This window comes from Paeniroseomonas aquatica (assembly GCF_030409335.1).
Lineage (GTDB): Bacteria > Pseudomonadota > Alphaproteobacteria > Acetobacterales > Acetobacteraceae > Belnapia > Belnapia aquatica.
This window is the reverse complement of the sequence record NZ_JAUFPN010000178.1, coordinates 1-20557: the sequence shown is the minus strand read 5'-3', so window position 1 is coordinate 20557 and position 20557 is coordinate 1. Positions and strand designations below refer to the sequence as shown.

The 20557-nt window shown below is 73.6% G+C and carries 21 protein-coding genes and 1 pseudogene; 19 read left to right on the top strand and 3 right to left on the bottom strand.

Annotated elements, in window-relative coordinates; all coding sequences use genetic code 11:
• Positions 1 to 183 precede the first annotated feature (183 nt).
• The 5 genes from QWZ14_RS19355 (at position 184) to QWZ14_RS19335 (ending at position 4847) form a co-directional block, all read left to right on the top strand.
• A complete protein-coding gene (locus QWZ14_RS19355) occupies positions 184 to 660 on the top strand; it encodes a VOC family protein (protein WP_290318462.1) in 477 nt (158 codons plus the stop codon).
• A gap of 77 nt (positions 661 to 737) precedes the next feature.
• Complete coding sequence (locus QWZ14_RS19350) at positions 738 to 1877, top strand: acyl-CoA dehydrogenase family protein (RefSeq protein WP_290318461.1); 1140 nt, start codon at positions 738 to 740, stop codon at positions 1875 to 1877.
• Between the two features lie 2 nt (positions 1878 to 1879).
• On the top strand, positions 1880 to 2884 hold the full coding sequence (locus QWZ14_RS19345; RefSeq protein ID WP_290318460.1) for an acyl-CoA dehydrogenase family protein: 1005 nt from the start codon (positions 1880 to 1882) through the stop codon (positions 2882 to 2884).
• The gene (locus tag QWZ14_RS19340) at positions 2881 to 3681 is read left to right on the top strand and encodes a crotonase/enoyl-CoA hydratase family protein (RefSeq protein WP_290318459.1); all 801 of its coding nucleotides are present in this window, start codon (positions 2881 to 2883) and stop codon (positions 3679 to 3681) included. The genes QWZ14_RS19345 and QWZ14_RS19340 overlap by 4 nt, the downstream gene beginning before the upstream one ends.
• Positions 3682 to 3683: 2 nt before the next feature.
• The gene (locus QWZ14_RS19335) at positions 3684 to 4847 is read left to right on the top strand and encodes a pyridoxal phosphate-dependent aminotransferase (RefSeq protein WP_290318458.1); all 1164 of its coding nucleotides are present in this window, start codon (positions 3684 to 3686) and stop codon (positions 4845 to 4847) included.
• Here QWZ14_RS19335 and QWZ14_RS19330 read toward each other — a convergent pair.
• The gene (locus tag QWZ14_RS19330) at positions 4844 to 5215 is read right to left on the bottom strand and encodes a phasin family protein (RefSeq protein WP_290318457.1); all 372 of its coding nucleotides are present in this window, start codon (positions 5213 to 5215) and stop codon (positions 4844 to 4846) included. The two genes, QWZ14_RS19335 and QWZ14_RS19330, sit on opposite strands and share 4 nt — an antisense overlap.
• Before the next feature lie 86 nt (positions 5216 to 5301).
• Positions 5302 to 6339 (bottom strand): aspartate-semialdehyde dehydrogenase, encoded by a 1038-nt coding sequence (locus QWZ14_RS19325; RefSeq protein WP_290318455.1) that lies wholly within the window; start codon positions 6337 to 6339, stop codon positions 5302 to 5304.
• Between the two features lie 107 nt (positions 6340 to 6446).
• Here QWZ14_RS19325 and pqqA point away from each other — a divergent pair, with 107 nt between their 5' ends.
• The 11 genes from pqqA to QWZ14_RS19275 all read left to right on the top strand — a co-directional run bounded on the left by pqqA (position 6447) and on the right by QWZ14_RS19275 (position 14969).
• Positions 6447 to 6590: a pyrroloquinoline quinone precursor peptide PqqA gene (gene pqqA / locus QWZ14_RS32025; protein ID WP_353959325.1), complete on the top strand. Its 144-nt coding sequence runs from the start codon at positions 6447 to 6449 to the stop codon at positions 6588 to 6590.
• Between the two features lie 200 nt (positions 6591 to 6790).
• On the top strand, positions 6791 to 8182 hold the full coding sequence (locus QWZ14_RS19320) for a PQQ-dependent sugar dehydrogenase (protein ID WP_290318454.1): 1392 nt from the start codon (positions 6791 to 6793) through the stop codon (positions 8180 to 8182).
• Positions 8182 to 8502, top strand: coding sequence for a c-type cytochrome (locus QWZ14_RS19315; protein ID WP_290318453.1), 321 nt, complete (start codon positions 8182 to 8184; stop codon positions 8500 to 8502). The genes QWZ14_RS19320 and QWZ14_RS19315 overlap by 1 nt, the downstream gene beginning before the upstream one ends.
• Positions 8503 to 8603: 101 nt before the next feature.
• The gene (pqqB, locus tag QWZ14_RS19310; protein ID WP_290318556.1) at positions 8604 to 9524 is read left to right on the top strand and encodes a pyrroloquinoline quinone biosynthesis protein PqqB; all 921 of its coding nucleotides are present in this window, start codon (positions 8604 to 8606) and stop codon (positions 9522 to 9524) included.
• The gene (gene pqqC, locus QWZ14_RS19305) at positions 9521 to 10252 is read left to right on the top strand and encodes a pyrroloquinoline-quinone synthase PqqC (RefSeq protein WP_290318452.1); all 732 of its coding nucleotides are present in this window, start codon (positions 9521 to 9523) and stop codon (positions 10250 to 10252) included. The genes pqqB and pqqC overlap by 4 nt, the downstream gene beginning before the upstream one ends.
• Entirely contained in the window at positions 10249 to 10518 is a 270-nt protein-coding gene (gene pqqD / locus QWZ14_RS19300; protein WP_290318451.1) for a pyrroloquinoline quinone biosynthesis peptide chaperone PqqD, read from the top strand. Before pqqC ends, pqqD begins: the two co-directional genes overlap by 4 nt.
• A complete protein-coding gene (gene pqqE / locus QWZ14_RS19295; protein ID WP_290318450.1) occupies positions 10515 to 11621 on the top strand; it encodes a pyrroloquinoline quinone biosynthesis protein PqqE in 1107 nt (368 codons plus the stop codon). The genes pqqD and pqqE overlap by 4 nt, the downstream gene beginning before the upstream one ends.
• A 52-nt stretch (positions 11622 to 11673) precedes the next feature.
• Positions 11674 to 11901 (top strand): hypothetical protein, encoded by a 228-nt coding sequence (locus QWZ14_RS19290; protein ID WP_290318449.1) that lies wholly within the window; start codon positions 11674 to 11676, stop codon positions 11899 to 11901.
• A gap of 128 nt (positions 11902 to 12029) precedes the next feature.
• Entirely contained in the window at positions 12030 to 13679 is a 1650-nt protein-coding gene (locus QWZ14_RS19285; RefSeq protein ID WP_290318448.1) for a DUF2491 family protein, read from the top strand.
• Positions 13680 to 13690: 11 nt separating this feature from the next.
• Entirely contained in the window at positions 13691 to 14104 is a 414-nt protein-coding gene (locus QWZ14_RS19280) for a DUF350 domain-containing protein (RefSeq protein ID WP_290318447.1), read from the top strand.
• 52 nt (positions 14105 to 14156) lie between these two features.
• Positions 14157 to 14969 carry a hypothetical protein gene (locus tag QWZ14_RS19275; RefSeq protein ID WP_290318446.1) on the top strand — a complete coding sequence of 271 codons (813 nt, stop codon included), beginning with the start codon at positions 14157 to 14159 and terminating at the stop codon, positions 14967 to 14969.
• 70 nt (positions 14970 to 15039) lie between these two features.
• On the opposite strand, the gene QWZ14_RS19270 is transcribed toward QWZ14_RS19275, so the two are convergent.
• A complete protein-coding gene (locus QWZ14_RS19270; protein WP_290318444.1) occupies positions 15040 to 17199 on the bottom strand; it encodes a beta strand repeat-containing protein in 2160 nt (719 codons plus the stop codon).
• A 347-nt stretch (positions 17200 to 17546) separates the two neighbouring features.
• Here QWZ14_RS19270 and QWZ14_RS19265 point away from each other — a divergent pair, with 347 nt between their 5' ends.
• The 3 genes and pseudogenes from QWZ14_RS19265 to QWZ14_RS19255 all read left to right on the top strand — a co-directional run.
• Positions 17547 to 18767 carry a flavin-dependent oxidoreductase gene (locus QWZ14_RS19265; protein WP_290318443.1) on the top strand — a complete coding sequence of 407 codons (1221 nt, stop codon included), beginning with the start codon at positions 17547 to 17549 and terminating at the stop codon, positions 18765 to 18767.
• Entirely contained in the window at positions 18767 to 19570 is an 804-nt protein-coding gene (locus QWZ14_RS19260; protein ID WP_290318442.1) for an enoyl-CoA hydratase, read from the top strand. Before QWZ14_RS19265 ends, QWZ14_RS19260 begins: the two co-directional genes overlap by 1 nt.
• A gap of 136 nt (positions 19571 to 19706) precedes the next feature.
• Positions 19707 to 20557 (top strand): annotated as a pseudogene (locus QWZ14_RS19255) (hypothetical protein); the annotation flags it as partial.

Below are 20557 nucleotides of genomic sequence, written 5' to 3'. Positions count from 1 at the left end.
TGCCACCCCATTCGCTTCATGGGGGAGCAAAGCCTTGTGGGAGGGGGAAGGCAAGGCTGGGACGCTGCCCGTTGAACGCAGTGCGTCCAACCCCACCCCGGGGCCAAAGCTTGGCCCCGGACCGCGCCATCAGTTGGCAGGATGTGCTATCGAACCAAAAAACCCAGGAAGGGAAACTGTTCCATGGCCAAGGTCAGCACCTGCCTCTGGTTCGGCAAGGACGCGGAAGCCGCCGTCCGCTTCTACGTCTCGCTCATTCCCGGCTCCGACATCACCCATACCATGCGCTCGCCCGGCGACTGGCCCGGCGGCCAGGCGGGCGAGGTCATCCTCCTGTCCTTCACCCTCGCCGGCCAGCGCTACCAGGCCCTCAACGGCGGCACCCCCGCCGACTACGGCACCGCCGCCTCCATCTCGGTCGAATGCCCCGACCAGGCCGAGGTCGACCGCCTCTGGGCCGCGCTCACCGCCGATGGCGGCGCCGCCATCCAGTGCGGCTGGCTGCGCGACCGCTGGGGCATCCCCTGGCAGATCGTCCCCGAGGCCTTGCCCCGCCTCCTCGCCGACCCCGACCCCGCCGTCGCCGCCCGCGCCTTCGCCGCCATGACCCAGATGGTGAAGCTCGACATCGCCGCCCTGGAACGCGCCGCCGCCGGCTGAACCTCACGCCGGGGGGCTGGCGCCCCGCGCCGATCTGCGCCACCTAGACCGCCAAGACAAACCTCGGGAGAGACGGCATGGCGGGGCTCCGCTTCGACCTCAGGGATACCCCGGCGGGCGCGCCCGCCCTCCGCGCCACCCTCCGCGCCTTCCTGGCCGAGGCCGGGCGCGACTGGCCGCCGATCGTCCCGGCCTATTCCTGGATGGGCTTCGACCGGGACTTCTCCCGCGAAGTGGGCAAGCGCGGCTGGATCGGCATGACCTGGCCCGCGGCCTACGGCGGCGGCGAGCGCAGCGCCATGGAACGCTACGTGGTGCTCGAGGAAATGCTGGCCGTCGGCGCCCCGGTCGGCGCCCATTGGATCGGCGACCGGCAATCCGGCCCCCTCATCCTCCGCCTCGGCACCGAGGAGCAGCGCCGCGAATTCCTCCCCCGCATCATCCGCGGCGAGCTGGCCTTCGCCATCGGCCTCTCCGAGCCCGACAGCGGCTCCGACCTCGCCAGCCTGCGCACCCGGGCCGAGAAGGTCCCCGGCGGCTGGCGCATCAACGGCCGCAAGGTCTGGACCACCAACGCCCACCGCTGCGACTTCATGATCGCCCTGCTGCGGACCGGCCCGGCCCAGGACCCCAAGGCCCGCCACCAGGGCCTCAGCCAGTTCCTCGTCGATTGCCGCCTGTCGGGCATCTCGATCCGCCCCATCCTCGACCTGGTGGGCGAGGAGGGCTTCAACGAAATCACCTTCGACGACGTCTTCGTCCCCGACAGCATGCTGGTCGGCACCGAGGGCCAGGGCTGGGAACAGGCGACCGCCGAGCTGGCCTTCGAGCGCGCCGGCCCCGAACGCTACCTGTCGTCCCTGCCGCTGCTGACCGAGGCGCTGGACGACCTCCGCGCCGAACCCGCCGCCCCCGAGGCGGTCGGCCGGCTGCTGGCCCGCGCCGGGACGCTGCGCCAGATGTCGCTGGCCGTCGCCGGCATGCTGCAGGACGGCAAGACCCCGGCGCGCGAGGCCGCCCTGGTGAAGGATGCCGGCAACGACTACGAGCAGGCCCTGCCGGAGAAACTCCGCACCCTGATCGACCCCGCCCGCACCCCGCCGCAGGTGCAGGAGATGCTGGGCCTGATGACCATGGTCGCCCGCAGCTACAGCCTGCGCGGCGGCACCCGCGAAATCCTGCGCGGCATCATCGCCCGCCAGCTGGGGCTCCGCTGACCATGAGCGAGATCCGCGACATCCTGGTCGAGCAGGTCGAACGCCTGCTGGCCGACCGCACCAGCCCCGCCCTGCTCCGCGCCGCGGAAGCCGGCACCTGGCCCGAAGCTCTCTGGGCCGAGGCCGAGGCGCTCGGCCTGCCGCTGGCGATGGTGCCGGAGGACCAGGGCGGCGCCGGCCTCGGCTGGGCCGATGCGGCCGCCGTCTGGCACGTGCTCGGCCGCCACGCCGCCCCGATCCCGCTGGGTGAGAGCATGGCCGCGGCGGCGCTGCTCTCGGCCGCCGGCATCGCCGCGCCCGCTGGCTTCATCGGCCTCGGCATCGGATCGGAGCCCGTCGCCTGGGGCCGCCGGGCGAGCCATCTGGCGGTGGCGCCGGGGGGCGCGGTGGCCCTCCATGCCCCGACCGGCTGGCAGCAGGGCAGGGGCCTCATCGCCCGTGAGCCGGCCGACCGGCCGAGCCTTGGCCCCGCCCTCACCGAAGGCCGGCTGCCCGCCGCCCATGGCCCCGATGCCGCGCTGCTCGCCGGCGCCCTGCTGAATGCCGCCCGCATCGCCGGCGCGCTGGAGGCGGTGCTCGACATGACCGTCGACTACGCCAATACCCGCAAACAGTTCGGCCGCGCCATCGGCGGCTTCCAGGCGGTGCAGCAGCTTCTCGCCCGCTGCGCCGGCGAGGTCGCCGCCACCGCCGTCGCCGTCACCAACGCCGGCCGCGCCGCCGACCGCCGTGGCCTGGCCGGCGCCGAATTCGAGATCGCCAGCGCCAAGGTGGTGGCCGGCGAGGCCGCCGGCATCGCCGCCGACATCGTCCATCAGGTGCACGCCGCCATCGGCTTCACCGACGAACACCCGCTGCACCTCCACACCCGCCGCCTATGGGGCTGGCGCGACGGCGCCGGGCCCGAGCGGCTCTGGGCCAGCCGGATCGGCACCGTCGCGCTCGCCCGTGGCGGCAGCAATCTCTGGGCCGACCTGACCAGCCGAGACGAGGAAACCGCCGCATGACCGACTACGTGAAGTACGAGCAGGATGGCCCGATCGTCACGCTCACCCTGAACGCGCCGGAGAAGCGCAACGCCATCTCCACCTTCCAGGATTGCGACGACGTCGTCGCCGCCGTCCACCGGGTGAACCGCGACCGCTCGGTGCGCTGCGTCATCCTCACCGGCGCCGGCACCGCCTTCTGCGCCGGCGGCGACCTCAAGGCCATGCGTGACCGGAAGGGCATCCTGGAAGGCAGCCATGCCGACGTGCGGGAGAACTACCGCCGCGGCGTCCAGGCCATGGCCAATGCGCTCTATGACTGCGACGCGCCCACCATCGCCGCGGTGAACGGCCCGGCCATCGGCCTCGGCCTCGACGTCGCCTGCATGTGCGACATGCGCATCGCCTCCGACAAGGCCGCCTTCGCCGAGAGCTTCGTCAAGGTCGGCATCGTCCCCGGCGACGGCGGCGCCTGGCTGCTGCCGCGCGTGGTCGGCATGTCCGTCGCCGCCGAGATGAGCTTCACCGGCGATTTGCTGAGCCCGCAGGAGGCCAAGGACGTCCGCCTCGTCTCCAAGGTCGTCCCGCATGAGGAGCTGATGGCGGCCGCCCTGGCACTCGCCGGCCGCATCGCCGCCAACCCGCCCGAGATGGTCCGCATGACCAAGAAGCTGCTGCGCGAGGGCCAGCATACCCGGCTCTCCACGCTGCTCGAGATGTCCGCCGCCTTCCAGGCCCTGGCGCATACGACCGAGGACCACCGGGAGGCCGTCAACGCCATGCTCGAGAAGCGCAAGCCGACCTTCACCGGACGCTGACCATGTCGCTCCCCACCGGCCCCCGCGGCACCATCGCCGCGCTGGAATCCTCCAGGATCCGGGAAGTCTTCAACGCGGGCCAGGGCATCCCCGGCCTCATCCCGCTCTGGATCGGTGAGGGCGACATCGCCACGCCCGAGTTCATCCGGCGCGCCGCCGCGGATTCCCTGGCGGCCGGCGAGACCTTCTATTCCTCGAACCTCGGCATCGAGGAACTGCGCGCCGCGATCTCCCGCTACCAGCAGCGCCGCGGCCGCAGCATCGCGCCGGACCGGATCTGCGCCACCAGCAGCGGCGTGAACGCCATCATGCTGGCCTGCCAGGCGGTGCTCGACCCCGGCGACCAGGCGGTGACGCTGGCGCCGCACTGGCCCAACATCGGCGCCATCCCGCAGATCCTCGGCGCCGCGCTGCGCACCGTGCCGCTGCACCTCTCCCAGGGCCTCTGGCGCGTCGACGTGGAGCAGCTCCTCGCCGCCATCACGCCGGCGACGAAGCTCGCCCTGCTGAACTCCCCCGGCAACCCCACCGGCTTCGCCTTCACCGCGGCGGAGCAGCGGACCATCCTCGACCATTGCCGCCGCACCGGCACCTGGATCCTGGCCGACGATGTCTACGACCGGATCTACTTCGAAGGCCCGAGCGCGCCCTCCTTCCTCGACATCGCCACGCCCGAGGACCGGGTCATCAGCATCAACAGCTTCTCGAAGTCCTGGGCGATGACCGGCTGGCGGCTCGGCTGGCTGGTGGTGCCGCCGGCGCTGCTCGACGGCCTCGCCAAGATCGTCGAGTACAACACCTCCTGCGCCCCGGTCTTCGTCCAGCGCGCCGGCGTCGCCGCCCTCGATCAGGGCGATGATTTCGTCGCCGAGCTCACCACCCGCTTCCACCGCCTGCGGGACATGACCGCGGCGGCGCTGAACGGCATCCCCGGCATCACCGCCCCGGTCGCCGCGGGCGGCCTTTATAATTTCTTCCGGGTGGAGGGCCTGACCGACAGCCTGGCCGCGGCCAAGCGCATGGCGCACGAGGCCAAGGTCGGCCTCGCCCCGGGCTCCGCCTTCGGCCCGGGCGGGGAGGGGCATTTCCGGCTCTGCTACGCCCAGCAGGACACGACGCTGGCGGAGGCGCTGGCGCGCCTCACCGCCTGTCTGCGGCGCGGCTAGGCCTCCGGCGGCCGCATCGACCGGTCGAGCAGCGCCGTCGCCTCGTCCTGCATCCGGGTCATCAGCGCCGCGATCTCCTCGGCGGTCTGCAGGCTGAGGGCCCGGGCATCGGCCAGCATCGCCAGCACCGCTTGGGCCTGCTCGGGCGGCGCATCGGCGGCGGCGACCCGGCGCGCGGTCTCGGTCATCTGCGCGAAGGTGCGCCGGGTCAGCGCCGCGTGCTGCTGCGCCGCCTGCTGCATCCAGCCCAGCGCCAGGCGGTTCGCCGCGGTCATCATCTCGAGGCCGTGCCGGTGCAGCGCCAGCAGGTCCGGCGGCTCCGGGGGGACCAGCGGCCGGTAGCCTGGCTGCGATGCGTCGCGATCCATTGTCACGCCTGCCCGTTCGTTACGATTTGTGGTTGAATAATGCCGGGGCCGCCGCGGCCGCGCCAGCGGATTCCGCGCGGCCCCGATCAACCCAGCGCGCGGCGCTTGCCGATCAGCCCCTGCTGGTCCAGCAGCTCGGCGATCTGCACCGCGTTCAGCGCCGCGCCCTTGCGCAGGTTGTCGGCCACGCACCAGAAGGACAGCCCATGCGGCACCGTCGGGTCGCGCCGCATGCGGCTGACGAAGACCGCATCCTCGCCGGCCGATTCCAGCGGCGTCACGTAGCCGCCGTCCTCGCGCTTGTCGACCAGCTGCACCCCCGGCGCATCGCGCAGCGCCTCCCAAGCCTGCTCGACGCTGATGGGGTCGTGGAATTCCACGGTCACCGCCTCGGCATGGCCGATGAAGACCGGGACGCGGACGCAGGTGGCGACGACGGCGATGTCGGGGTCGAGGATCTTCCGCGTCTCCATCGCCATCTTCCATTCCTCCTTGGTCGCGCCATCCTCCATGAAGGCGTCGATGTGGGGGATGCAGTTGAAGGCGATCGGCTTGCTGAAATGCTCGACCGTCGGCGCGTCGTTCACGAAGCTGCCCTTGGTCTGGTTGAACAGCTCGTCCATGCCTTCCTTGCCGGCGCCGCTGACCGACTGGTAGGTCGAGACCACCACCCGCTTCACCCGCGCGATGTCGTGCAGCGGCTTCAGCGCCACCACCATCTGGATGGTCGAGCAATTCGGGTTGGCGACGATCCCGCGCCTCACCCCACGCTTCAGCGCCTGCGGATTGACCTCGGGCACCAGCAGCGGCACGTCGAAATCCATGCGGAACTGGCTGGAATTGTCGATCACCAGCGCGCCGGCCGCCGCCGCCCGCGGCGCATGCGCCGCGGCGCTCGCCGCCCCGGCCGAGAACAGCGCCAGGTCGATGCCCTTGAAGTCGAAGGTCTCGAGGTTGCGCATCTTCAGCACGGTTTTGTCGCCGAAGGAGACCTCCTGCCCGACCGAGCGGGGGGAGGCCAGCCCGACCGCCTCGCCGACCGGGAATTCCCGCTCGGCCAGGGTCTTCAGCATCTCGCGCCCCACCGCTCCGGTGGCGCCGACGACCGCGACCCTGTAGACCATGCTGCATTCCCCAATCTGGCTGCCGGCCGCCTGCGCGGGCCGCGCCATGCTGTAGGCGCTGGCCCCCCCCGGTTCAAGGCGGCGACAAGGCCCGCCGGCAGCGCTTGATGCCGCCGGGGGCAGCCCCCACTATGGGGTCGGCGCATTGCCGCAACCGCAGGAGGGATTTCATGGCCTGGAAGAAGCCGCGCGTGACCGAAGTGTCGCTCGCTCTCGAGATCAACAGCTACGCCTGCGCCGAGGTCGGCTGACCCTGGCCGGCCGCTTCCGGCGGTCACTGACCAAGCCCCGCACCGGCCTCGCCCGGCGCGGGGCTTTTTCATGCCCGGAACGAGCCAGTGCCTGCTCACACGACTGTCATCGCTGCATCCGCTCCGGTTTGCGCATGCTGTCCGACAGACCGCCGGGCTACGGCGGCAGGATCGATGGCGGCAGGATGGGGGAGGCGACCATGAAACGATCGATGTGGCTGCTCGGCGCAGGCTTGGCCCTGGCGGCACTGCCCGCCCTGACACCGGCCCTGGCGCAGAACCAGGCGCAACCCGGGCGCGCCCAGACCAATACCGGCGGCGCCGTCCCCGGCGAGACCGCCCCCAACGTCCGCCCGCCGCCCACCGGGCCGCTGCCGACGCCCGGCCAGGGCAACCTCGACCGGCTGCAGCAATTCCGCACCACCGGCACCTCCATGGCGATCGAGACGGTCGCCCAGGAAGGCCGCCGCGCCGATGCGCTGCGCCGCAACCTGGAGCAGATCCGCCTGCCCGAGGGCTTCAAGATCGAGCTCTTCGCGGTGGTGCCGGATGCCCGGCACATCGCCGTCGGCCCCTCCTCCGGCGTCATCTTCGTCGGCACCCGCAAGCAGCGGGTCTGGGCGGTCACCGACCGCGACCGCGACCGGGTCGCCGACGAGGTGAAGGTCTTCGCCCCCTCGGTGCAGTTCAGCGTCCCGAACGGGGTCTGCTTCTCGCCCGACGGCATCCTCTACATCGCCGAGCACAACCGGGTCATCGCCTTCCCCGCCGCCGAATTCTTCTACGAAACGCCGGATGTCGCGGCCGAGATGGTGGTCCCGCAGGGCCAGCTCATCCCTGCCGCCGAGGAGAGCTTCAACCACGGCGCCCGGGTCTGCCGCATCGGCCCGGACAACAAGCTGTATGTCTCGCTCGGCCAGCCCTTCAACGTGCCGAGCCCGGCCAAGCAGGAGATTTTCAACCGCGTCGGCATGGGCGGCATCATCCGCATGGAGCGCAGCGGCCAGGGCCGCGAGGTCTATGCGCGCGGCATCCGCAACAGCGTCGGCATCGCCTTCCGCCCCGGCACCCCGGCCGGGCGGCCGGAGCTCTGGTTCACCGACAACCAGGTGGACGGCATGGGCGACGACACGCCCCCCGGCGAGCTCAACCGCATCACCGCGGCCAACCAGAATTTCGGCTTCCCCTGGTTCGGCGGCGGCAGCGTCCGCACCCAGGAATACCGCAGCGCCCAGCCGCCGGCCGAGACGGTGCCGCCGATGGTCGAGACCGCGGCCCATGCCGCCGACCTCGGCCTGACCTTCTACGACGGCCGCATGTTCCCCGAGGAATACCGCGGCGCGATCTTCAACGCCCAGCACGGCTCCTGGAACCGCACCACGCCGGTCGGCGCCCGCATCATGGTCACCTTCCTCAACGCCGACGGCACGGTGCGCGAACACAAGCCCTTCGCCGAGGGCTGGCTCGATGCCGAGACCAACGAATACCTCGGCCGGCCGGTCGACGTGGCGCTGCTGCGGGACGGCTCGATGCTGGTCTCGGACGACATGGCAGGCGCCCTCTACCGGATCTCCTACGACCGGCGGCGCTGATGCGGCTGCTGCTCGGGTTGCTGCTCGCCTGCGCCATCCTGCCGGCGCAGGCCGCCGACCCGCGCGCCGGCCGCCGCCTGGCTGGCGCCCGCTGCGCCGTCTGCCACGGCAACGACGGGATCGCGGTGCAGCCGGACGCGCCCAACCTCGCCGGGCAGAACCCGGCCTACCTCGCCGCCCAGCTTGCCGCCTTCCGCAGCGGCGCCCGCCAGCAGGAGCAGATGAGCCTGATGGCGCGGGAGCTGACCGACGCCCAGATCGCCGACCTCGCCGCCTGGTACGCCGCCATCGAGGTCACCGCCACGGTGCCCGGCCGCTGAGCCGGGCCCATACCGCCCGGGATCGACCCGAGTGCAGGGCGGTGCGATAGAGGGCGCCGCAGGAGGGCACGCATGACCATGGCCAGGGCAATCCGGTGACGCTGCGCGCCATCATCCTCGGCGCCGGCGCCGGCGGCGGCTTCCCGCAATGGAATTCGGCCGGCCCCGGCTGCCGCCGCGCCCGCGCCGGCGACCCCGCCGCCCTGCCGCGGACCCAGGCCTCGCTCGCCGTCACCGCCGATGGCGCGCGCTGGGTGCTGCTGAACGCCGCCCCCGACCTCCGCGCCCAGCTCGAATCGACCCCCGCGCTGCACCCGCGCCCGGCGCCGCTGCGCAACTCGCCGATCGCCGCCGTGGTCCTGACCGGGGCCGAGGTCGATACCATCGCCGGCCTGCTGACCCTGCGGGAGGGCCACCCCTTCGCCCTCTACGCCGCCCCGGCGGCGCTGGAGACCCTGGCGGCCAATCCCATCTTCCTCGCGGTGAACCCTGCGACGGTCCCTCGCCGGACCCTGCCGCTGGATGAACCCCTGGCGCTCGCGGACGCCGCCGGCACCCCGCTCGGCCTGGTGCTGCAGGCCTTCGCCGTCCCCGGCAAGGTCCCGCTCTTCCAGGAACAGGGGCAGGACCCCGGCCGGGCCGACAACGGCGAGACCATCGGCCTCCGCCTCTCAGCCGCCGGCCGCTCCCTGGTCTTCATCCCCGGTTGCGCCGCCATGACCCCCGCGCTCGCCGCCCGGATCGAGGGCGCCGACTGCCTGTTCTTCGACGGCACCCTCTGGCGCGACGACGAGATGATCCGCGCCGGCGCCGGCCCCAAGACCGGCGCCCGCATGGGCCACATGAGCATCGACGGGGAGGCGGGCACGATCGCCGCCCTGGCGGGCTTGCGGATCGGGCGCCGCATCCTCATCCATCTGAACAACACCAACCCCGTCCTGCTCGCCGACAGCCCCGAACGCGCCGCGGTCACCGCCGCCGGCTGGGAGGTCGCGGCGGACGGCATGGAGATCGTCCCGTGAGCGACACCGCTTTGCTCCCGCCGGAGGAGCTCGAGGCCCGCCTCCGCGCCATCGGCGCCGAGCGCTACCACATCCTCCACCCCTTCCATCACCTGCTGCACGGCGGCAGGCTGAGCAAGGCGCAGGTCCAGGCCTGGGCGCTGAACCGCTACTACTACCAGGCCAGCATCCCGGCGAAGGACGCCTCCCTCGTCGCCCGGCTGCCGACGCCCGAGCTGCGCCGCGAATGGCGCCGCCGGCTGGTCGACCACGATGGGGACGGCAGCCACCCCGGCGGCGTCGAGCGCTGGCTGCGGCTGACCGACGGCCTCGGCCTCGACCGCGACTACGTGGTCTCGCTGGAGGGCCTGCTGCCCGGCACCCGCTACGCCGTCGATGCCTATGTGAATTTCGTGAAGTACCGCTCGGTGCTCGAAGCCGTCGCCTCCTCGCTGACCGAGATGTTCTCCCCCGACATCATCTCCCAGCGCGTCTCCGGCATGCTGCGCAACTACGACTTCGTCTCGGCCGAGACGCTGGCCTATTTCACCCCGCGGCTGACCCAGGCGCCGCAGGATGTCGCCTTCGCCATGGACTACGTGAAGCGCGTGCCCGCCACCCGGGCCGAGCAGGAGCAGGTGATGGCGGCGCTCCGCTTCAAATGCGACCTGCTCTGGGCCCAGCTCGACGCGCTGCACTTCGCCTATGTGGAGCCCGCCCTGCCGCCGCCCGGCGCTTACAGGCCGTGAATGGCGGCAGCATCCCCCGCCTCGCCCGCGGCATGAGGCTGCGCGAGGACAAGGCGCGCGGCCAATGGGTGGTGCTCGGCCCCGAGCGCATGTTCGTCCCCGACGAGATCGCGCTCGAGATCCTCCGCCTGCTCGACGGTGCCCGCAGCGTCGATGCGCTGGCCGACGACCTGGCCGCCCGCTTCGCCGCGCCGCGGGCCGAGATCCTGGCCGATGTGCTGGCCATGCTGGACGATCTCGCCGCCCGGGGCGTTGTCACGGCATGACCGACGCTCCCCTGGCGCTGCTCGCCGAACTCACCCACCGCTGCCCGCTGCGCTGCCCCTATTGCTCCAACCCCACCGCGCTCACCGGCCCGGGCGAGGAGCTGGACACCGCGACCTGGGCCCGGGTCTTCGCTGAGGCCGCCGAGCTCGGCTGCCTCCAGCTGCATCTCTCCGGCGGCGAGCCCACCGCCCGGCGCGACATCCTCGACCTCGTCCGCGCCGCCGGCGGCGCCGGGCTCTATACCAACCTCATCACCGCCGGCGTGCTGCTCGATGCCGGCCGGCTGGCGGCGCTGGCCGAGGCCGGGCTCGATCATGTGCAGCTCTCGGTGCAGGACGCCGAGGCCGGCTCGGCCGACCGGATCGGCGGCTATGCCGGGGGGCATGCGAAGAAGCTCGCGGTCGGCCGGCTGGTCACCGCCGCCGGCCTGCCGCTGACGCTGAACGCCGTGGTCCACCGGCAGAACCTCGACCGGCTGCCGGCGCTGATCGACCTGGCGCTGGACCTCGGCGCCGGCCGGCTCGAGGTCGCCCATGTGCAGTACTACGGATGGGCGCTGCGCAACCGCGACGCCCTGTTGCCGACGCGGGCCCAGCTCGAGGCCGCGACCGCGACCGTCGAGGCCGCCCGCGCCGCCCATCGCGGCCGCCTGGTCATCGACTACGTGGTGCCGGACTACTATGCGAAGCGCCCCAAGGCCTGCATGGGCGGCTGGGGCCGCCGCTTCCTCGCGGTCTCGCCGGCCGGCCGCATCCTGCCCTGCCATGCGGCGGAAAGCCTGCCCGGCTTCGACTTCCCCAATGTCCGGACCTCCTCGCTGCGCGCCGCCTGGGAAGGCTCCGAGGCCTTCGCCCGCTACCGCGGCACCGGCTGGATGCCCGAGCCCTGCCGCGGCTGCGACCGGGCCGAGGTCGACTGGGGCGGCTGCCGCTGCCAGGCCTTCGCCCTGACCGGCGATGCCGCCGCCACCGACCCCGCCTGCGCCCTCTCGCCCGACCATGGCCTGCTGGCGCTCGCGGTCGAGGAGGCGGCCGGGGCAGGGGAGGGCTTCACCTACCGGGAACCGCGGCCCGAGCCCCGCCGGGCACCGGCCCCCGGTTGACCCCTGCCGGGCGCCGCCCACCTCTAGCGGCATCATCCGAAGGATTGCCCCCATGTTCATGCGTGCCGCCACCACCGCCACCGCCGCCGCCGGCATGGCCGCCGCCGGCCTCGCCTTCGCCGCAGGCCTCGGCACCGGCGCCGCCCTGGTCGGCGGTGCCTGCCTCGCCCGCCGGATGATGAAGCAGCGGAATTCGTGGAAGGACGACCACGAGAGCGTCTCCGCCACCGATACCCTGGCCGGCGACATCGGCCCCATCGCCGGCGCCAACCCGATCTGATCCCGGCCGGCGGGGGTTCTTCCCCGCCGCTGCCGGTTTCGGCGGAACAATCCCGCCGGCCTGCCGTTGAGCCAGCGATCACCGCGGGCCGGCATACTGCCGGCCCGGGCGTCGTCACGGGATATCGCATGTCGGCGCGCCTGCGTGCTTGCCTCCTCAGCCTGCCGCTGCTGCTGCAACCGCCGCTGGCCGTCCCGCTCGGCCTGCTGCTGGCCGGTGGCGGCGGCACCGAGGCGGCGGCCCAGGCACGCTCCAGCGGCGGGTATTCCCGGCCGCGCTCGGGCGGCTATGCCCGCACCCCTTCCTTCGGCGGACCGCGCGTGGCGCCGCGGACGCCTTCGACCCGCGGCGGTTACGGCGGCAGCGGCGGCTATGGTCTGCCCAGCCCCGGCGCGCGGCGCCCCTCGATCCTGCCGCCGGGCACCAGCTCGGGCTGGGACCGCGGCTATTCGCAGGAACGCTCCTCCGAGGCGCTGAACCGGATGCGTCGGCAGCAGCAGGAGGCGACGCACCCGCAGCCGCTGCCCCCCACCTCGCAGCCGCCCAGATCGCAGCCCGGCACCCAGGCGGACCCCGGCTGGTGGCGGCGCGGCGGCACCCAGGGCGGCTACGGCGGCGGCTATGCCGGCGCCCCCGCCACCCGCAACGGCGGCTGGTTCCGCGACCGCGGCTTCTCGCCCGGCGGCCTGGGCGGGCTCGGCCAGGGCCGCTTCGGCCTCTGGAGCGGCGTCTTCCTCGGCTACCTGCTGAGCAACCTCGGCCGCGCCGGCTCGACCGACTTCTTCCACAACCACCAGGACGACCCCGGCTACCGCGATTGGCGCGCCCAGGCGGAGCAGCAGGCGCAGGCCGATCCCGAGATCCGCCGCCAGCTTGACGAGCTCGACCGCCGCCTGGCGGCGCGACGCGACGAGCCGCGCGACCCGAACTACCTGCCGCCCGATGTCCCGCCCGAGGTCGCCATGGCCCCGCGCGACGACGCCCGCACTCCGAGCACCGCCGCCGCGCCCGAGGCCGGCTCCCCCTCGCTGCTCTGGCTGCTGATCCTCGGCGGCGGCGGCGCCTTCGCGCTGCTGGCCTTCCGCCGCAGGCGCGCCGGTGCCGCCGCCACGCCCGCCACCGGAGGCCGCGACCTGCGCCCCGCCACCCCGCGTCCCGGGGCTGATTTCAGCGCCGCGCCGCGCTTCCGCCTCGGCATGACCCTGACCTGCGACCCGACGCCCTTCCTGCTGGGCGGCGCCGCGCTGAAGGTCCCGGCCCCGTCCTTCACCCAGGGGACCCCGCAGGTCAGCGTCCAGGCCATCGGCCGCATCCGCGAGGGCGGGGAGGAGCTGACCCGGCTCTACCTGCCGAATGGCCAGGGCTACTTCCAGATCCACCTCGATGGCGCCGGCCAGATGGACGAATGCCGCTACTTTGCCGTCATCGACGAGGTGACGCCGGCCGACGCCGCCGAATGGTCCGCCTGGCTCGACCCGCAGCAGGGGATGATCGGCTGGCCCGAGTTCCAGACCAAGGACGGCAAGACCTATGCCCGGGCCTGGGCGCCCGGCGACAACCCGGTGCCGCCGCGGGACATGGTGGAGACCATCGAGACCCTGGAGGGCACCCGCGAGCTGCGCCTCCAGGCCATGCTCTACGCCGCCCCGACCGGCGCCGCCGCGCCGGCGCCCGAGGCCGAGTACATCCTCGTCTCCGCGCTGGAGGCGGGCGATCGCGCCGGCGTCGAGATCCGCGCCGGCATCGACATCAACCCCGCCTCCCTTTCCCTCACCTGAGGATCCCCGCCTTGGACAGCATCCTGGACACCCTGCGGCTCGGCCTCCCCGTCCTGGTCCTGCAGATGGCGATCACCCTGGCGCTGCTCGGGGCCGGCATCGCCTGCTACATGGCGGTGACCCCGTTCCACGAGATGCGGCTGGTCCGCGCCGGCAATGCCGCCGGCGGCATCGTGCTGATGGGCGCCATCGTGGCGCTCGCCATCCCGCTCGCGGCCACGCTCGCCAGCAGCCTCGTCACCCTCGACATCCTGGTCTGGGGCATCGTCGCGGTGGTGCTGCAGCTGCTGGCCTTCCTGCTGACCACGCTGCTGTTCCGCGGCCTGCGTGGCATGATCGAGGCGGGGAACGTCGCCGCCGCCTGCGTCGTCGTCGGCATCCAGCTCGCCGTGGCGCTGATCAACGCCGGCGCCATGGCCGGCTGAACCGAAAGCCCGGGCCGGTGTTGGCCCTGCAACCCATCCGAGGATACCCGCCATGATCTCCTTCTTCCGCAACCTGGTCGGCGTGAAGACCGACCAAGCCGTCCAGGGCGCCGTCGAGGCGCTGGTCCGCTGGGACCCCAAGGCCGCCACCGAGGCGGAGCTGCGCACCATGGAGCAGCACCTCGACCAGCTCGGCCGCCAGGTCGCCGAGGCCCGCCAGGCCTATGACCGCGAGCGGCGCGAGGCCGAGACCATCACCCAGCTCTCGCGCCAGCGCATGGCCGCGGCCGAGCAGCTGCAGCAGCGCCTGGCCGGCGAGGCCGACCAGGCCCGCAAGGCCGACCTCGAGCGCAGCCTCGGCACCCTGGTCGGCATGCTGGAGCAGATGGCGCCCGAGGTGGACCGCGAGGCCCAGGACGCCGAGGATGCCGGCCAGTTCTTAAAGATGCTCGAGGACACCTACGCCCAGGCCGGGCAGAAGCTGAAATCCGCCCGCGACGCGCTGAACCGCGCCCAGCGCGACATGACCCGGGCCGAGCAGCAGCGCGACGTCGCCGAGCGCCGGGCCGAGGGTGCCCGCCAGGCCGCCGGCCTCAGCAGCGCCACCAGCGGGCTCTCGGTCGCGCTGAAGGCGATGCAGGACAACGCCGCCCGCAACCTGGCCGTCGCCGAGGCGGCCAATGCCAAGGCGAAGCTGCTGGCCCCGAGCAAGCCGGAGCAGGACGACCCAAACATCGCCGCCGCCATGGCCGCGGCCTCGGGCAAGGCGCTGCCGCCGACCAACCTCGGGGACCGGCTGGCCGCGCTGCAGCAGCGCCTGCCCGCCGGCCTGCCGCGGCAGCTCGCCGGGCCGGGCCAGGGCTGATCGCCGGCCGCCACGAAACAGGGGCGCCACCAGGGCGCCCCCGATCGCTGGCGGCCGACGGCCGGCGGCGTCAGGTGAAGAGGAAGTCGCTCTCGGTCAGGGTGGCATTGGCCACTCCGGTCAGCACCAGCAGGTAGTCCGGGGCGAGGTCGATGGCGGTGCTGCCGTCGACCTCCCGCATCGCCGCCTGCACCTGGGCGAAGCTGGTGAAGCCGATCCGGTCGAGCCGCACGATGTCCTCGCCATGGGTGAAGTCGAGGATGGCGGTGGCGCCGGTCGCGGTGCGGAAGGTGAAGGTATCCGCCCCGGCCTCGCCGAACAGCACGTCCGAGCCGCCGCCGGTCAGGATGGTGTCGTTGCCGGCGCCGCCGAAGAGCCAGTTGTCGCCGGCGTTGCCCTGGATGAAGTTGTCCAGCCCGTTGCCGACGCCCTGGGCATTGGCGCTGCCCAGCAGCCGCAGCCCTTCGATCTCGGCATAGAGGTAGTAGGCATTGTCCGGCCCGGCGCCGACCGTGGCATTGACGAAGTCCTCGCTGCCGCCGCCGGCGCTCTCGAAGATCAGGTCCTCCATGCCGTCGACGAAGTAGGTGTCGTTGCCCGTGCCGCCGACCAGCGCATCGGCGCCGCCGCCGCCAGAGAGGGTATCGTTGCCCGCCTCGCCGTAAAGACTGTCGTCGCCGGTGCCGCCGTCGATCGCGTCGTTGCCGCCGCCGCCCAGCAGCAGGTTGGCCCCGGCGTTGCCGGTGATGCTGTTGTCGCGGTCGTTGCCGACGCCGAAGTAGCCGGTGGTGCCGGCCGCCAGCACCAGGGCCTCGACGTCCTGGTAGAGATAGACGCTGGCCGAGGCGATGACCGTGTCGGTGCCGCCGCCGGCCGCCTCGAAGACCTGGTCGTCGGCGCTGTCGACCCGGTAGGTGTCGTTGCCGGCGCCGCCGTCGAGGAAGTCCTGCTCGCCGAGGCCGCCGGCGCCGTCGAGCGTATCGTTGCCGGCGCCCGCGATGAGGATGTCGGTGCCGTTGTCGGCGCCGCCGACCAGGCTGTCGTTGCCGTCGCCGCCGTAGAGGTTGTCCGCGCCGAGGCCGCCGTCGACTGTGTCGTTGCCGCCGCCGCCCGCCAGCGTGTCGGCGCCGGCGCCGCCCTGGATCACGTCGCTGCCGTCGCCGGTGACGATCAGGTCGCGGCCGCTGCCGGTGGTGACGGTGAAATTCTCGATCGCCTGGAAGGTGGCGGTCGCGGCGACCGTGTCGACGAAGTAGCCGGTGTAGCCCGAGCCCAGGGTTCCACTGGTGACGCCGCCCGAGACGGCGGTGGCCATTGCCGCGTAATCGACGACCAGCCGGTCGTCGCCGGCGCCGGCATCGACCATGTCGGCTCCGCCGCGCAGGGTGACGAGATCGGCGCCGCCGCCGGCATGGATCACGTCGGAGCCGGTGCCCGAGAGGATGGTGTCGGCGCCATCGCCCGAGGTGAGGACATTGGTGCCGTCGCCGCCGTCGATGCGGTTGCCGCCGTCGAGCGCGGTGATGGTATCGGCGTCCGCGCCGCCGAGGACGGTATTGGCGCCCTGGCCGGCGGAGACGGTATTGGCGCCCCGGCCGGCCTCGACGAGGTCGTTGCCGTCGCCGGTGGTGATGGTATCGGCATCGGCGCCGCCGATGACGGTGTTATCGCCGTTGCCGGCCGTCGCGGTATTGGGCCCGGCGCCGAGCTCGATCCGGTCGTCGCCGGGGCCGGTGGTGATGGTATCGGCGCCCGCGCCGGTCAGGATGGTGAAGTGCTCGATGGTGCCGCTGGTGACGGTGACGGAGCGCGCGCCGCCGCCGGCCTCGGTGAAGTTCGCGGTGGAGTCGCCGGTGATCGCGCCGATCGCCGCGCGGTAGTCGACCACCAGCCGGTCGGTGCCGGCGCCGCCGTCCACGGCATCGGCGCCGCCCGTGACGGTGATGAGGTTGTCGCCGGCATTGCCGACGATGCCATTGGCATCGAGCGCATCGAGGATGGCGATCGGCGCCGTGCCGGCGAGGCCGACCGCCGCGACGCCGAGGCCGAGCTGCAGCACGACGCCGAGCGAGGTGGCGCCGCCGTCGATCGTCAGGCCGCTCCGCGTGACCGTCGCCGTCTCGCCGCCGTAGCCGGCCTCCAGCACGATGCTGTCGCCGGGGCCGGCGACCTGCATGGCCGCGGCGATGGAGGGATAGGTGGAGGTGGGGCCGACGGTCCGGATGGGCATGCGTTTTTCCTTGGGTCGCGTCACCCGGGGCGCGGACCCCGGGCGACCGCCATTCGTGGTGGCATCGGCCGCGGCGGAGTGCCGCGGCGCAGGCAAACCGGCCCGGCGAAGTACGCAGCGCGGCGGTCGTGCCGGATGGTCCGGGCAGACCGGTGCGTTGAGGTCGGGACTATGAATAATCAACCATGAGGCGAGATTCCGGTCGAGCGAATGCGCCTCGACGCCTGGTGACGTCTGCGTGTGCCGCTGCCGCTTCGGGGCACCGGCGGCGCCGAATCCTCCCCCGGCCCCTGCCGCCCGACCCGCGGCCGGGCTAGCATCGCCGGCCAATGGGGAGGGCAGGGCGGATGGTGCTGATCGCGGGCGGCGGCGTGGGCGGCCTGACCCTGGCGCTGATGCTGCAGCAGCGCGGCATCCCCTGCACCATCCTCGAGGCGGCGACCGAGGTCCGCGAGCTCGGCGTCGGCATCAACATCCTGCCGCACGGCATCGCCGAACTGGCCGCGCTCGGCCTGCTCGAGGCGCTGGATGCCGTCGCCATCCGCACCCGGGAGCTGCGCTACCTCAACCACCTCGGCCAGACCCTGTGGGCCGAGCCGCGCGGGCTGCAGGCCGGGCATCCGCAGCCGCAGTTCTCGATCCACCGCGGCCGGCTGCACGGGGTGCTGTGGCGGGCGGTGCAGGCCCGGCTGCCCCCGGAGGCGATCCGCTGCGGCCATCGCCTGGCCGGCTTCGCCCAGGATGCGGCCGGCGTCACCGCCACCTTCACCGCGGCCGACGGCACCGCCCGCGAGCTCCGCGGCAGCGCCCTGATCGGCGCCGACGGCATCCATTCGGCGCTGCGCGCCCTGCTGCACCCGGCCGATGGCGGCATCCGCTGGCAGGGCATCCAGATGTGGCGCGGCGCGGTCGACTGGCCGGCCTTCGAGGGCGGCGACGTCATGCTCATCGCCGGCGACCGCGAGGCCAAGCTGGTCTTCTACCCCATCGCCCCCGGCAGCGCGCCGGACCGCCGGCTGACCAACTGGGTGATCTACGCCCGCACCGGCAGCGGCGAGGGGCCGCCGCCGCGGCGCGAGGACTGGTCCCGCCGCGGCCGGCTGCGCGACGTGCTGCCGCTGGCCCGCCGCCTGAAGCTGCCCTTCCTCGATGTCGAGGCGCTGATCCGCGCCTCCCCGGCCCGGCTGGAATATCCGATGTGCGACCGCGACCCGCTGCCCTGGTGGACCGAGGGGCGGGTGACGCTGCTCGGCGATGCGGCGCATCCGATGTACCCGGTCGGCTCCAACGGCGCCTCGCAGGCGGTGCTCGATGCCCGCTGCCTGGCCGACCTGCTGGCCTCCCGGCCGGTGCCCGAGGCGCTGGCCGGCTACGCGGCCGAGCGCCTGCCCAAGACCGCCGCCCTGGTCGCCAGCAACCGCCGCGGCGGCCCGGAACGGGTGGTCGACGTGGTGGCCGAGCGCGCCCCCCGGGGCTTCACCCGAATCGAGGATGTGATCGCCATGGACGACCTCGCCGCCATCGCCCGGGGTTATGCCCAGGTCGCCGGCTTCACGGTGCCGCGCTGATGCCCGGCACCATCCAGGCCGAGATCCGCGAGTCGGCGGCGACCGGCCGCGTCGCCTGGGTCACCATCGACCACCAGGCCAAGCTGAACACCCTGAACCCCGCGCTGATGCGGGATTTCGTCACCACCCTGGGCAGCCTCGCCACCGACGTCACGCTGCAGGCCGTGGTGCTGACCGGCGCCGGCCCCAAGGCCTTCGTCGGCGGCGCCGATATCGGCGCCATGGCGGCGATCGAGGACGCCGCCGCGGCCGAGGCCTTCATCACCCAGGTGCACGGCTGCTGCCGGGCGGTGCGCGATTGCCCGGCGCCGGTCATCGCCCGCATCAACGGCTGGACCCTCGGCGCCGGGCTGGAGCTGGCGGCGGCCTGCGACCTGCGCCTCGCCGCCGACCACGCCCGGTTCGGCATGCCCGAAGTGCGCGTCGGCATTCCCTCGGTCGTCGAGGCGGCGCTGCTGCCGGGGCTGATCGGCTGGGGCCGCACCCGCCGGCTGCTGCTGCTGGGCGAGACCATCGGCGCCGCCGAGGCGCTGGACTGGGGCTTCCTCGAACGGGTGGTCCCGGCCGGGGCGCTGGATGCGGCCCTGGCGGAGTGGCTCGCCCATCTCGGCGCCGCCGGGCGGCAGGCCTTGCGGCTGCAGAAGGCGCTGATCCGCCGCTGGGAGGAGCTGCCGGCCAGCCAAGCCATCGCCGCCGGCATCCCCGCCTTCGCCGCCGCCTGGGCGGGCGACGAGCCGCGGCGGATGATGCGCGCCTTTCTCGACCGGCCCCGCGCCGGGCCGCCCGACGCCAAGCCGGGCTGAGGCACCGTCACCGGCGGTAACACGACTCTCGGCAGTGTGAGTGGGCCGCAATGCGACCCGCCGCCGCCTCGCCGCTTTGCCATGGCGTAAGCCGGCCGGACCGCCCCCTCGGTCCCGGCCGTTCCTGCAGGAGCGCATGGCAACCGAAGTCCCATCCCCCGAGCTGACCTCCTCCCCGCCCGTCCAGGGCTGGGATTCCCAGGCCCGGATGACGCCGGCCCGGGTGACCGGCGCCCAGGCCGCGCCCGGCGAGTTCGCCGGGGCCGAGCTGCGGCGCGGCCAGCCGGCGCAGCGGCGGTCCGGCCGGGCCGCCTTCGCCCAGGCGCGGATGGCGGCCGGACTCGGCGCCGGGCCCGCCCGCACGGCCTCGGAGGCTGCCCCGCCGGAGGCCGATCCGCTGGCCCCCTCGGCCGCGGCGCCGCAGGGGCATTGGCTCGAGGTGCGGGACTGCCGCGTGGCCGGACATGTCCTGCCGCTGGTGCTGCTGCATCCCCGCTTCGGCATCGCCGTCTGCGGCGGCCCGGTCGAGGCGGCCGCCCTGGTCCGGCAACGGCTGGAGCGGGCCCGGTTCCCCGCCATCTACCCCGGCACCCTGCCGGTCCTGCGCCTGCCCGGGGCCGACAGCGCGGTCGAGCGGGCCTTCGCCGCCGGCCCACCGCTGGCGCTGCCCGGCGGCGATGCCTGGGTCGCGATGGCCCGCCAGGCGCTGGAGACCGAGGTCTCCCCCGCCTTGCCGGCCCGGGTCGGCATCCGGGCCCGGCGGCGGCGCCAGCGGCACCAGCTGCTGCTGGCCGGCGGCCTGGCCTTCCTGCTGTTCGGCGCCGCCTGCCTCGGCCTGGCGCTGCTGCTGCCGGAGCAGGGGCCGCCGCCGCTGCCGGCGGGGCCGGTCCCGCCCGCAGAGGCGCCATCCGCCGGGCCGCCGCTCGTCCCCGCCCCGGCGCCGGCCATGGCCGGCCTGGCGGCCCCCCCGGCGGCACCGGCGCGCCC